At 62.3% G+C, this 12,910-nt stretch carries 11 protein-coding genes; 6 read left to right on the plus strand and 5 right to left on the minus strand.

Annotated features, from left to right (window positions below; translation table 11 throughout):
• Nucleotides 1–117 precede the first annotated feature (117 nt).
• Nucleotides 118–1,530 (minus strand): serine hydrolase domain-containing protein, encoded by a 1,413-nt coding sequence (locus C7I55_RS25820; RefSeq protein ID WP_158266598.1) that lies wholly within the window; start codon nucleotides 1,528–1,530, stop codon nucleotides 118–120.
• A gap of 1,043 nt (nucleotides 1,531–2,573) precedes the next feature.
• Here C7I55_RS25820 and C7I55_RS25830 point away from each other — a divergent pair.
• The 4 genes from C7I55_RS25830 to C7I55_RS27885 all read left to right on the plus strand — a co-directional run bounded on the left by C7I55_RS25830 (nucleotide 2,574) and on the right by C7I55_RS27885 (nucleotide 7,811).
• On the plus strand, nucleotides 2,574–3,308 hold the full coding sequence (locus C7I55_RS25830; protein ID WP_146151142.1) for a hypothetical protein: 735 nt from the start codon (nucleotides 2,574–2,576) through the stop codon (nucleotides 3,306–3,308).
• Between the two features lie 1,255 nt (nucleotides 3,309–4,563).
• Nucleotides 4,564–5,940, plus strand: a complete 1,377-nt coding sequence (locus C7I55_RS25840; RefSeq protein ID WP_106515940.1) for a transposase — start codon at nucleotides 4,564–4,566, stop codon at nucleotides 5,938–5,940.
• Nucleotides 5,941–6,689: 749 nt separating this feature from the next.
• Nucleotides 6,690–7,130 (plus strand): hypothetical protein, encoded by a 441-nt coding sequence (locus C7I55_RS27880; RefSeq protein ID WP_146151143.1) that lies wholly within the window; start codon nucleotides 6,690–6,692, stop codon nucleotides 7,128–7,130.
• Between the two features lie 177 nt (nucleotides 7,131–7,307).
• Nucleotides 7,308–7,811, plus strand: a complete 504-nt coding sequence (locus C7I55_RS27885) for a hypothetical protein (protein WP_146151144.1) — start codon at nucleotides 7,308–7,310, stop codon at nucleotides 7,809–7,811.
• 209 nt (nucleotides 7,812–8,020) lie between these two features.
• Here the strand turns inward: C7I55_RS27885 and C7I55_RS29520 are convergent, their stop codons facing one another.
• The 4 genes from C7I55_RS29520 to C7I55_RS25875 all read right to left on the minus strand — a co-directional run bounded on the left by C7I55_RS29520 (nucleotide 8,021) and on the right by C7I55_RS25875 (nucleotide 11,118).
• Nucleotides 8,021–8,341, minus strand: a complete 321-nt coding sequence (locus C7I55_RS29520; RefSeq protein WP_106515942.1) for an energy transducer TonB — start codon at nucleotides 8,339–8,341, stop codon at nucleotides 8,021–8,023.
• A gap of 948 nt (nucleotides 8,342–9,289) precedes the next feature.
• On the minus strand, nucleotides 9,290–9,799 hold the full coding sequence (locus tag C7I55_RS25865; protein ID WP_106515945.1) for a nuclear transport factor 2 family protein: 510 nt from the start codon (nucleotides 9,797–9,799) through the stop codon (nucleotides 9,290–9,292).
• Nucleotides 9,800–9,852: 53 nt separating this feature from the next.
• A complete protein-coding gene (locus C7I55_RS25870) occupies nucleotides 9,853–10,656 on the minus strand; it encodes an SDR family oxidoreductase (RefSeq protein ID WP_106515946.1) in 804 nt (267 codons plus the stop codon).
• A 45-nt stretch (nucleotides 10,657–10,701) separates the two neighbouring features.
• A complete protein-coding gene (locus C7I55_RS25875) occupies nucleotides 10,702–11,118 on the minus strand; it encodes a GlcG/HbpS family heme-binding protein (RefSeq protein WP_106515947.1) in 417 nt (138 codons plus the stop codon).
• Nucleotides 11,119–11,226: 108 nt separating this feature from the next.
• Between C7I55_RS25875 and C7I55_RS25880 the strand changes: the two genes are divergently transcribed.
• Complete coding sequence (locus tag C7I55_RS25880; protein ID WP_106515948.1) at nucleotides 11,227–12,114, plus strand: LysR family transcriptional regulator; 888 nt, start codon at nucleotides 11,227–11,229, stop codon at nucleotides 12,112–12,114.
• A gap of 423 nt (nucleotides 12,115–12,537) precedes the next feature.
• A complete protein-coding gene (locus C7I55_RS25885) occupies nucleotides 12,538–12,822 on the plus strand; it encodes a hypothetical protein (protein ID WP_146151146.1) in 285 nt (94 codons plus the stop codon).
• Nucleotides 12,823–12,910: the final 88 nt, after the last annotated feature.

The following is a 12,910-nucleotide window of genomic DNA, read 5'->3' on the forward strand; positions in this document are numbered from 1 at the left end:
GTCGCCAGCTCCATCGACGCCTGGAACAGCCGGGTGGGGTGGAAAGGCGACATTCGAGAGATACGGTCGCTTGGCCGGCGGCGGCTTGGCGGGCGTGTGCGTTCGCGCCTGACAAGCTCAATTCGGCGGAAGCCGGTGCGTGGCGAACAGCGTGATGCTTTCAGCGGCGCCGGGATCGCGATTGGCGAGCACGATCATCGTCACTCCGCTGTTCAGGAAGTGCTGCAGTGAACCGCTCATCCCCGGCGCACCGCCTCCATGCCCGATGAACCGCCCCGCATCAGGCAGGGTTCCGCCGAAGTCGAACGGGGCGAGCTGCCCGTCGGCCGTTTTCACGCCGCCGTCGATCAGCTTCTGAAGCGTCGCGCCGCGCAGCAGCCGGTGGGACGTGAGGCCCCCGACGAACCGGTGGAAGTCGCCCACCGTGGCATAGCCGCCGCCGGCCGCGGTGCCGTTGAGGGGAAGCGTATCCTCGGCGCTTTTCAGCCGCGCGCCCGAACCCGTGTAGGTGACGGCGCGGCGCGGGAGGCGCTCGCTCTCCGGGCGGTTTCCGGTGGACGTCATGCCGACGGGCTTGAAGATGTACCGCTGGATGTAATCATCATATTCGAGGCCCGATACCTGCTCGACGATGCGGCCGAGGAGGATGAAGCCGTAATTGCTATAGGATTGGCGGCTTCCAGGCGCGAATTCCGGAGGGCGGCTGCCATAGAGGTCGACATAGTCACTGGTGCTGCGCAGCGATGCCTTGCGGCGGTCGAAATCCGGTCCGAATATGTCGCCCGTCCCTCCCGTATGGGTGAGAAGGTGGGCGACCGTCACCTTGGTCGCGATATCCTGGTTCGGGTAGTTGAGGATGTAGCGTCCGATCGGCGCCTCAAGGTCGATCTTTCCCTTTTCGACCAGTTGCATGATCGCGACTGCGGTGAACATCTTCCCCATCGAACCGAAGCGAAATTGTGTCTCGAGCGTGTTCGGCTTGCGACGGTCCCGATCCGCCAGGCCGTAGGCCTTCCGGAACAGCACGCGCCCCCTTTGCGCCACCAGAACTGCGCCCGAGAACTGGTCGCTCGCGGCCCGGGTTGCGGCTCGAGCCTCGACCGCCCGGATCAAAGCAGGCAATTGCAGCTTCGCCGGCCGAGCCACGCCGGGCGGCACCTCGTCGGTTGGCCAGTGGGAAAGCAATTCCGGCCTGGCGCCCTCGATCGCTCCGGGCTTGAACCGGATAACCGCGTAGGTGTCGAAGCGGGGATCGAACATCCACAACTCCACTGCGTCAGCGGCGGCGGATTTGATCCCGCACAGCGTGAAACCGCGAAAGAAGTCCCGCAAGTCCAGCCGTCGGTCGGGCGGATCGGCAAGTACGGGCCCGCGCTCCTCGATGAAGCGGAGATAGGCTGCATCATCCGCCGAATTGATCTGATCGAACCAATTCTTCGCCGAACGCACCACCGCCGCCGTAGCCGGCGACTGCCGGGGATCCGCCAGCGTCACCCGGCCGCAAAGATCGGCCGCCGGTGGCGACGCCATCGCGGCAGTCCCCATCGACACCCAGATGAGAGCCGACGCTAAACGCACCCCCTTTTTCATCCTGCATCCTCCGTGCCCAAAGCTGAACGAATAGCGGCTTCCGAGCAAGACGTGATCACGCTGGGAAGCTCAAGCCGGATGGGATCCACCCGAACGGCTAGGGCTCGGAACGTCCGAACCGGGTCGAAGCACGTCCTAGGTCCCCACATGGCGCACGCCGGCGGCGAATGGCAGGGTGCCGCGCGGAAGCGGACCTTCACCGCGGCGCTGCCCGATCGTTCGGGGAACAGCCGGGAGGGTGGAAGTCGGACATCGCTGAATGTAAGCCCACCCAATGTCGATCTCTGCTCAATTCACGGCCTTACGCGCCGTCACAGCCGGGTTCGGGCTTGGCGTAGTCCTCGAGCTCGCTGGGTTGATAATCGCAATTGCATCATCCGGCGCGGGCCACGGCAACTATGTCGCCGCACGGGCACTGTTCCCCGCGCCAATGCTTCTGACGCTCGTCGAAGGAGGTCAGATTGGGCCGTTCTCTCTAGCTCTCGGATTGCTCCAGTTCCCACTCTACGGAGCGCTCCTGGTTTGGAGCGCATCTGAGCGGAAGACACTGTTCCCGATCGCAGTTGCGCTCGCACACCTCGCCGCGGCGCTGGTTTGCTTCTCGGGGGTCCTGTCTAACTTCTCTTGAGTTCGATATCATTTCGGACAGGTCACGCGAGGAACGTCCCCTATGGGGCGGAGCACGTCCTAGGTCCCCAAATGGCGCGCGCTGGCGGCGAAGGTCAGGGTTCCGCGCGGAAGCGGACCTCTCCACGGTCGCCTGGCGGTCGCGCTGGGAACAGCCGGGCAGGGTGGAGAGCGGACTTTCGCTGGCTCGTCGCATGTCGGCCGTTTAGTATCGAGATATGACTTCGAATGGCACCACCCTTGGAACTTTGGCGTGTATGCTGGCTGTAGTCGGCGTCCCGGCGACGGAGGCAACGGCAAGCCCGCGTCAGGAAGCGCCTTTGCCGGGCGGAGTCCGCCCAAGCACGCGCGAGAAGATGTCCGGCCTCTACGCCGAGTCCCGCTACGGCCTCACCGATGTGATTGCTGCGGTCGAGCAGCTTGAGGCAGAATGTACCGCGCGCGGTGTTTCTGCCCACGTGGACGGCCGCGATCTCCTGTGGAAGGGCGTGCAGCGGCTTTACCGCAGCCCCACGAGCGTTGCGAATTATTATGAGCGACCTACTTTTAGGTCGGACCGGACACGCTGCACAGGGCACGTCAGCCTTGTCCGACAGGCGACAATCTTGCCGGCGACAGCCGAAAATCTCGAGAAGATGGGGTGGTCTTACGAGCGTCCGACATGCCCGACCGGCCGCCGCTCGCTCACGAGGTGCAATGAAAGCAGCTTCGCCGATGTGCAGGCGATATGCGTCGATTTTGGCGACGGATTCGTCGGCTGGATCTCGTGCTACTCGGTTCAGGACGATCTGAGCCGCAACCTGAGGCTCGGCGGCAGCAACTACACCGACGATGGCAGCGGACCCAACAACAGCTGGGGCTTCGACGTCGTGCTGCCCGACGTGCTGATAGATCCTGCGGTTTTCGACGTGGCCAACAGCGTTACTGCGGTCGCACCGGGACCGAAGCAGGCGGGCGAACCGAGTGCTAAGGGGTGGCCGAGCCGGATCGAGAGGCCCTACCGTATCGATCCGGCGCACGCCCACGTCGAACGTCAGACTGCTTCGCGAGACCGGACGTTGGCTGTCGCGCCGGTCAATCGCGCCAGCTAGGGCAGGGGAGGGTGGAAAACGGTCATAGCCGGTATGACGTGAGTTTGGTGGAACGCAGACTCACCGCCAAATGAGTGCCCGCCAGCGGAGAAAGGGAGGAGTAGCATCGCCTTCTACGAAGGTCCGCATCGCCACCTCGGCTTCGGTGTCGGCGAAGTGATCGCCCGGCCAACGTCTGAAGAAGGTATGAAGCACCGATCCCATAATGACGGGGTCCGACGGAGCCGACTTCGCTCGCACCGCAACGCAATCTCGGCGACGGTCCTCTCGAGCGAGGCTAATTGTCCAACCACGCTTACAGCGCTCTGCTACCAGCTTTCGCTGATCCACCCGGACGAGGAGTACCTCACCATCGTTGCTGCCACGGCAAGTCATTATCGCGGCACGAATGGTGTGTGGATTGGCCGGTAGCAACCCCGCCCACAACCCAGTTGAGATGGTAGGTGGCTCGACATCCTCGCTGGACAAGTCCGGTAGCTGTCGCAATTTCAAGGCATCTCCCATAGCAAGCTCGAAGCCAACCTCACCTGCCCATCGGAAGTCCGCAAGTGGGCGCTTGCTGCCATTAGCAGACAGGGCCCGAGGGGCAGCCACGGGTCGCAGGCGGCTGTAGGAGCCTGCGCAATCGCGCCGACGCGCGATGGTCGGCCTATCGCGCGCAATCGGACATTCGCCGCCGCGGCCTGCGATCGCGGCGGGAACAGCCGGGGAGGGTGGAAATGCGACATTCAGGTTGATAGCCTCGTTTCCATGAAGCTCGCTCGGAAGCTGATCCTGCATTCTCCCGGGTCCGACGAGGCGTTGCTCGACGTCTTCGTGGAGCAGTGCCTACGAGATGGGGTGTCCTTGCTTGCGATCGTAGGTCCCGGCTCGGCTCGGCTTGAGGACATAGTGGACGAAATCGTCGTCGGTGACGGATCTGAGCCCGATCGATTTCTATGCACGACGTCGCACCCGGATGAGCCGTTCGAAGACGTGCTGAACATGGCGCAGGTCTGGGACGCGAGCTCGGCGAGCCGGTACAGGAAATCCGGCTGTAGCTTACGGCAGCTTAGGGGGCGCAGCCGGATGTAGGAGCCGGCGCAACTTCGGCGGCGCGCGATCGTCGGCCTATCGCACGCAATCGGACGTTGGCCGCGGCGGCCGCCGATCGCACCGGCAACAGCTGAATCGGGTCGATAGTGTTGAAAAACTCTCGTTGCACTGGTGACTGGGCTCTGATTCACTCCGCCTGAGCAAGGCGGGAGGCGAGCCGATGATGGGTGAGCGGACGGTGATGCAGGAGGCGCTGTTTTACGGGTTCAGCCTGGAGCGGCACGTTCCCGACGACCACCTGCTGAGGCGCATCGACCGGTTCGTCGACCTGTCGAGCATTCGCGAGCATCTGCGAGCCTATTACAGTGAGACGGGTCGGCCCTCGGTGGATCCGGAGTTGATGATCCGCATGCTGATCATCGGCTATACGCACGGGATCCGCTCCGAACGCCGGCTGTGCGAGGAGGTGCACCTCAACCTTGCTTATCGCTGGTTTTGCCGTCTCGACCTCGCTGCCGCGGTGCCGGATCATTCGACATTCTCGAAGAACCGGCATGGTCGCTTTCGTGACAGCGATCTGCTGCGGCGCTTGTTTGAGGCGACGGTCGAGCGCTGCATAGCCGAGGGTCTGGTCGGCGGCGAGGGCTTCGCGGTCGACGCCAGCCTGATCAAGGCCGATGCCAACCGGCAGCGGGGCGTCCCTGGCAGTGAGGGGCTTCCCGCGGACGCGACGAGCCATGCGGTGCAGGAATATCTGGCGGTGCTCGACGATGCCGCGTTCGGCGCGGCGACGCCGGTCGCGCCGAAGTTCATCTCGATTGCCGATCCCGCCTCGCGCTGGACTGCAGCCGAGGGCGGCTTTGCCTATTTCGCCTACTCGACCAACTATCTGATCGACCTCAAGCATGCGGTGATCATGGATGTCGAGGCGACCACGTCGATCCGCCAGGCCGAGGTGACGGCGCAGCGGCGGATGATCGAACGAACCCAGGATCGCTTCGCGATATGGCCGCAGAAACTGGTGGCGGACACCGGCTATGGTTCGGCCGAGAACCTGGCATGGCTGGTTCACGAGCGCGGCATCGAGCCGCACATTCCGGTCTTCGACCATTCGGCACGTGTCGACGACACCTTTGAACGCGCCGACTTCCGCTATGATCACAGGCATGACCGCTACGTCTGCCCTGGCGGCAAGGAGCTCCGACAATATTGGCAAGAGGGCCGCGCCGCCAAAGCCAAGCCGCCGTTGGACGGGCTCTACAAATATCGTGCCCGCAAAGCCGACTGCGACGGATGTGCGCTCAAAACGCGCTGCTGCCCAAAGGAGCCGATGCGCAAAGTGCTGCGATCGGTACACGAAGGCGCACGGGACATGGCGCGCGACATCGCCAAGACCGATGCCTACCTGGTCTCCCGCTGCGAGCGGAAGAAGGTCGAAATGCTGTTCGCCCACCTCAAGCGCATCCTGAAGCTCGATCGCCTGCGCCTCAGGGGACCAAACGGCGCCAAAGACGAGTTCCACCTCGCCGCCACCGCCCAGAACCTCCGCAAACTTGCCAAGCTGATCCCCGCCGGGGCTCCTGCGATGGCAGGATGAGGGCGGCTGCCCCTCATTATCTGAACGTCCGCTCTTATTAGAAGCAGACGTTTTTCAACACTATCGGTGGAAAGGCGACGTTCCCTCTGCCAACATGGCGCCATGAGTTTGCTACGGTTCCTTTTGGATATGCCCTGGGCGCACCCGAATACCTCGGTGGCAGCAATGGGGCACCCGCTCCGCCGTCGCGATCTGGCGCCACCGGACATTCGTGGGCGGGGCATTCGATCGCGCCGGCAACAGCTGACTCGGGTGGTTCCCGGACGTTAAGCGCGCGCGCTGACGCGGCGCCACCAAGGCCTGACGACGCGATTGAACGCGGCAAGTGAGACCCACGACGAGCAGGCCAAAGCGATTGTGATGCCCACTCCCAAGAGGGACTCGAAAAACATCGCGTAGTAAGCCGACATTGCGGTTAACGCCCAGAACGCTACCACCAGGAGCGCGCTCACCGATAGAACGCTGGCGCCGATCACCATCACAAACACCTTTCGCATTCAGTGCCTGTAGCGCTTGGAGGGATGTCGTGAAAGGGTCGGACGCGGGCGACCGTCTCGATCTAGCGCGCGCTGGCGCCGAACGTCAGGTCGCAGCGCGAAATCGGACATTGGCCGCCGTGGCGGGCGGTCGCGCCGGCAACCGCCGGGTGGGGTGGAAAGCGGAACTTGCCGCGGCCCGGAACGCAGATGAGGTTAGAGGCGCTACCGTAGGCTGCTTGCCGAAACGTCGCTGTCTCCTATGCTGAGGTAATGACTGATGTAGCGCATTGGGTGGGGAGGATCGGCACGATACTCGGGTGTTTGTCGCTCGTGATCATCGTGTCGGCAGCCGGCGCCTTGTGGTGGTTTGCCGCAGACATGTGCGAAAATACGATCGTTCAAACCATCGAGTCTCCAGACCGAAAGCACGTCGTAACAATGTTCGAACGAAGTTGTGGTGCAACGACGGGCTTCAGCACCCAAGTTTCAGTTCTGGAATATGGCAATGTTCCGACTGGGGGCGGCAACGCCTTTAGGGCCGACACGGATCACGGAAACGCGCGTACCGGAGGGTGGGGCGGGCCTTGGGCTGAGATACGGTGGCTCAGCAATAATCGTTTGCTGATCCGGTATGCGCAAGGTTCCCGCCTCTTCGAGCAAGATGAACAGGTCTCCGGTGTGAAGATCACTTATCAGATGGCGAATCGTTAACGTCAGCTAAGGGTCGGACCACGTCGTAGCGCTCCACTGGCGCACGCCGGCGGCGAATGTCAGGCTGCCGCGCGGAAGCGGACCTCCGCAGGGGAGGCTTGCGATCGCGCCGGCAACAGCTGACTCGGGTGGAAAGGCGACATTGAGCCGCGACCGAAGTTCCGGCATAAGCGGGTTATGCGTGCTGCTCTCAAGGCGTTCACGATTACTTTAATCACCTGCGAAGGCGCGACCTTGGCGTGTCCGCCCTCACCGCCGCCGAGCGCTGAGGGTGCAGCCGAGTGGGATAGGCGACTTCAGAGATTTGAAAAATATGCCGTACAGGCACCTGCGATCGTCTACGGCGTCATGGAAGACAGCCTTGGCTATGACGAGAAGCGGCGGGATTCTAACAGAGTTGGCACTCTACGTATCATTCACGTCTACAAAGGTCCCTACCGGAGCGACCAACGTATCAAAGTGCGTCCGGGTTCGCACTTATTGGCAACTTGCTCCATGCCACCGATGTCGATTGGGCGCGGGTCGTACGGGGTGGTGATCCTCGACAAGACCGCCGGTGGTAAGTCGATGCGACATAATGGCTTTCTCTCGCCGGATCTCATCCGACTGTTAATGGATAATGGAATCATCAGGAGCGCAAGGGATGCCGAAGGCATGGTCCTCGACAAGGCTAGGCCATGAGGGGCAGTTCGGCGCCTTCGCTTAGCTGACTACTCTACCGGCGGGGAGCGAACGTCCGCAATGGAGCGCAGCCGACTGTAGAAACCCGGCCCATCTCGACCAAAACGCGATCGTCGGCCTATCGCGCGGAACCGGAGCTCGCGCCGCGGCCCTCCCCCGTCGGAGCGAACAGCCGGGTGGGGTGGAAGGTGGACGTTGGTGGGTGCGGGTTATTGGTCTTGGAAAGACCAGCTTAGGCTGCTGGCGTATGTGCCCGGCTCTGCAGCGCCGCCAGCGCCGGTGGCGGGATGAAATTTGCCCCGCCGCAAGATCTGCCGGCATGTCTCAGCATCTAAGGAGGAGAAGCCGCTCGACGCGATAACGCGGCAGTTGGTTGGTTTCCCGGCCTCATTTACGTTTACCTCGAAACCCACGACGCCCTGCTCACCATTTCGCAGGGCTGAAGGGGGGTAACTGACCCAGGTAGATGGAGGCGTGACCGGAACCGGGACGTTTGAACCGGCGAAAGCCAATGCGAGAAGGATGGTCATTAGCGATCAATACTTTGCGAACTGAATGTCCGCAACGGGTCGTTCTGCGCTGTAGGATGGCGGACGCTCCGGACCAGGCGCGAATGTCAGCCTGTCACGCGCAACCGGACATCCGCCGCCGCGGCCTTCGATTGCGCCGGTGACAGCCGAATCGGGTGGGAATGCGACATTGCGCTCGAGCCGGCACGCGGGCTGCCGCCGCTTGCGAGAAACCTAGTTCGGTGTCCATAGACCGGCAGGAGTTCAGACGACGATCCTCAGCGGTCTAGGAAGACGACTTCGCCTTTCATGACATCGGAGTTTTGAATATGTGGAAAATGAGCGAGATACGCGACTATGTCGAATACAAGATTGAGTTGTGTCAAGACAGCCATGGGAGAAGGTCACTACGCCTTACAGATACCAAGACGGCTGGCAATCGTCCAGACGCAATCTTCGAAACTGGAGTCGTGTCCAATGATATCCTAAGGACAAGGGATCTGTACCTGCTCTCGGAAGAGGTGCGTCTGGTTGACGGAGGGCAGTTCGAGTTTGACGCTCACGGGATCTGGTTTACGAAAGAAGAAATGGATGCGCTCGATGAAGAGCGGGAAGTAACGTGGTCTACCAAATCGCCGCCACGCCTCGCTCCTCGCTAAGCTTCATGTGACTGTTCTGGTGATCAGGTGGGCATATAACCTTCTTGGTCGCGAGTGAAGAGGTGTGGCGTCCCTCCGCAGATGCGACCGGCGTGTCTACATCAGGGGATCTATGTCACCTATGGGTCGAAGCACGTCGTAGGTCCTTGGATGGCGCATGCCGGCGGCGAACGGCAGGGTGCCGCGCGGAAGCGGAACTTCGTCGGGTCGCCTGGCGATCCGCGCGGGAATGACAGGGCAGGGTGGATTCCAGACCTTCCGCTCGTCCTCCGCGAAGCTCGGCAGCATCGCAGTCCCGAGCTTTCGGAGGTCAATCGTCGGGCGCGACGCGTGCCCAGAGGTCGTTGAATGCGATTGCGTCGAAAAAGGCGGAGGCGCGGGTCACGCTCCCACTCTTCATCTGGAAAAACCAGGCGTAGGTGTTAACGTAAGGCTTGCCGTCGCGTGCTGTGCCGGCGGCTTCGAAGTGGATGACGACGCGATCACCATCGGCTGTTATGCTCTTGATGGTCGGCTTGATCCCGACCGACATGCGCGCGTTGAACGGGCGGATGACCTCGCGCAGGAAAGCTTCTTTGGTCGGATAGGTCTTCGACACGACCGAGTTGCCCTCGATGGTCCAGCTCGCCTCGTCGGCGAGCAATTGGAACGGGCTGCCGGTGCCGGCAGTCCAGGCATCGAAGCTGCGCTGCACGATCGTCTTGTTTCCGGATGGCGTCTGCGCGTACGCGCCGGACGACAAGGCCAAAAAGCCAAGACTGGTCGCCGCGAATGCCACACTCGCGCGCACGGCGAAGGATCTGCAGAAGGTGCTCGTCATCGTCTTTCTCCTGATTGAGTGAGGGGCGGTAATCCGCGCCGCCGATCGCCGGGTTAGATCTGGGCAGTCCAGGCCGCAGCCTGTGCATCCTTCAGCATGTCCTCGACGAACTGCGGGCAGACATTGCGGACCTTGCCGGTGTCGGCCGGGACGATTTCGATCATGCGGTCGATCATCTCCTGCGGGTCGAGATGTCCCTGCGGGCTAGCGAGCAGCGCATCGAAGGTGGCGCGCAGCTCGTTACGCTTGGTGAAATTCCTGGCATCATCCAGCCAGCGGAAGGCTGTATCCGCCATGGTCTCGTTGTATCCGGTGAGATAAGCGCCGGGGTTGATCGTCTGGACCTTGATCCCGAACGGCGCGACTTCCTGTGCAATTGCCTCCGCCATGGATTCCAGTGCGTGCTTGGTGGAGACGTAGGTGCCCCAGCCCGCAGGCGTGAACAGGCCGCCCATGGACGAGGTGAAGACGACCTTGGCGTGGCGTCCCTCCGCTACCCAGCGGCGAATGAAGCCCTGCGTCAGCTCGAGTGGCTTGAACACGTTGATCTCGTAATTCCTGCGGAAGAGATCGAGCGGAATCTCGCTCACCGGTCCGCTCTCGCCGTAGCCGGCATTGTTCCAGAGCACGTCGACATCCAATGTCTGGATGAACGCCATGTCGTAGGAGTCGGTGAGATCGAGCTTCTCGACCCGGACATTGTCGAGCCCGAATTCGGCTACCTTGTTACGTAATGCCGCCACCTGGGGGCTGATCTGAGCGGTGGCGATAATGGTGTGGCCCGCCTTCGCCATGCCGATCGCAGCGGCCTCGCCGAAGCCGGAGCCTGCGCCGGTGATGAGGATGGTCTTCGTCATGATCGTTCTCCTGGTGCTAGCGGTCGTGGTTGCGAGAGAAGAAACTCAGCCGTTGAGCGTAGCGAGCGCGGCTTCGGCGATGGCCAAGTCTTGCGACGGCGCGCCGCCCGAGACGCCGATGGCGCCGATGAGCACGCCGTCTGCGTCGATCAGCGGCACTCCGCCGGGAAAGGGCATCAACCCGCCGTTGCTGGCCTGGAGGTTCGGGGCCGGCGCACCCGGCTGGCAGTAATCCCACACGGCGGCGCTGCTCGTGCCGAACAACGCGGCCGTACGTGCCTTCCCGATGGCGACATCAATCGAGCCGAGCACCGCGCCGTCCATGCGGGCAAAGGCCTTGAGGTGTGCGCCGGCGTCCAGCACGGCGACAATGACATGAACGCCCATCGCGGCGGCGTGGGCCTGGCCGGCGACGAGCAGGACCTGCGCTTGGTCTGCGGTAATGGTCTCCGAGATGGTCATCGTGGGGCTCCTCGATCCGGCAGCGCCGGTGACAGGAGTGATGTGCGCCGTCTGGACTGTTGCGATAAGCTGGCTAGTTATCCGAACTATGCTGAGCCAGAATCAGTAATGCGCAACACCGACTTGTCCGAGCTCGCTGCCTTTGATGCGGTCGCCCGCCATCGCAGCTTTCGCAAAGCGGCCGAAGAGCGGGGTGTCACAGCCTCGGCGATCAGCCACGCAGTGTCGAACCTGGAGGCGCGCGTCGGCATCCGCCTGCTCAACCGCACGACCCGCAGCGTGTCGCTGACCGACGCAGGCGCAATGCTGCTGAGGCAGCTTTCGCCCGCCTTCCGTGACATCTCTTCGGCGCTGGATGCACTCAACCAGTATCGGGACACGCCATTCGGCAAGGTGAGAATCAACGCGCCGAACTCGATTGCGCCATTCGTGCTCGGGCCGGTGATCGGCAAGCTGATCGAGTGCAATCCGAACCTGGAGCTGGAGATCGTCGCCACCGACCGTCTGATCGATATCGTCGAGGAAGGCTTCGACGCGGGCATCCGGCTGGGCGAGAGTCTGCGTGAGGGCATGACCGCCGTGCGCATCAAGCCGCGTATGAGCCTCGTGGTGGTGGGCTCGCCTGCCTATTTCGCACGGCACCCTGTCCCACGGACACCCGCGGACCTGAAGAGCCACATTTGCATCCAGAATATGTACCCGAGCACCGCGCGCTATCCATGGTTCTTCAGTCGCGAGGGTCAGGAAGTCGAGTTTCAGCCGACCGGCCCATTGGCGCTTCACGACCACGAGCTGATGATCGAAGCGGCGCTTGCAGACGTTGCGCTCGCCTACGTCTGGGAAGATCGCGCACAGCCCTACGTGGAGGCAGGTCGGCTGATCCGATGCTTGGATGAATGGATTGTGCCGGAAGACTGGCTTTATCTCTATTACCCCGCTCGAAGGCATATGTCGGCCGGGCTGCGCGCCGTGATTGAAGCGCTCCGCGTCAGCTAGGACGATGCCAACGCCAGATCGCTGTCCCATCCACTGACGCCTATTAGCGATAACGGTAGCATGGCCGACCGGTTATGGCACAACGTACCCTCGCCTTGCTCCGACTCCGAACCTGCCCGGTTTACGATCCCTGATATCGGCCACCCGGTGAAGCTATTTATGAACGTGTGATGGGCAGCCCGCTTGGCCCTAGGAGGCTCTATCCACCACTTTGGTGACTGGTGCCTAGGTCTGAAAAGGGTCGATCCGCGCTGTAGCGCGGGGCTCACGCTTGAGGCGGCGCGATCGTCAGCCTGGCCGGCGAAAGCGGACGTACGCTGCCTCGGCCGCCGACGACGCCGGGAACAGCCTGGTAGGGTGGAAAGGCGACCTTCGGTAGTGCAGTGTCGGGAGGTGGTTATGATCAAGCGAAGTGGGAGGCAGATGACCGCGACCCGGATTGTCGAGTTAGATGATGGAAGCTCAGTGCTTGAGACATTAGACTTCCGTTCAGAGTTCTCATTCGAGGATTTCGCAGAATGGATCACCGCCGCGTTGCGGGTGCAGCCCAAGAGTGGCGTGATCGTTGCAGACATGCAACCTTTCACCTTCGACTGGGAGGGCTCGACATTCGATGCAGCATGGAGCGACGATCATGGCTGCTTCGTCAAAGCGCCATTCGGCCAAACAGCTCAGCTTCGCGCCTTGCAGTCTGCTCTTGCAGCCTGATCTCCCTTCGACGGCGCGGCCAGAAATCTGAAATCGCAGAGCCCGTATTGGGTCGCACCCGGTCGACCGTCTCAATCTGACCGGGTGA

Source organism: Allosphingosinicella deserti, assembly GCF_003012735.1.
In the GTDB taxonomy this organism is placed as follows: Bacteria; Pseudomonadota; Alphaproteobacteria; order Sphingomonadales; family Sphingomonadaceae; genus Allosphingosinicella; species Allosphingosinicella deserti.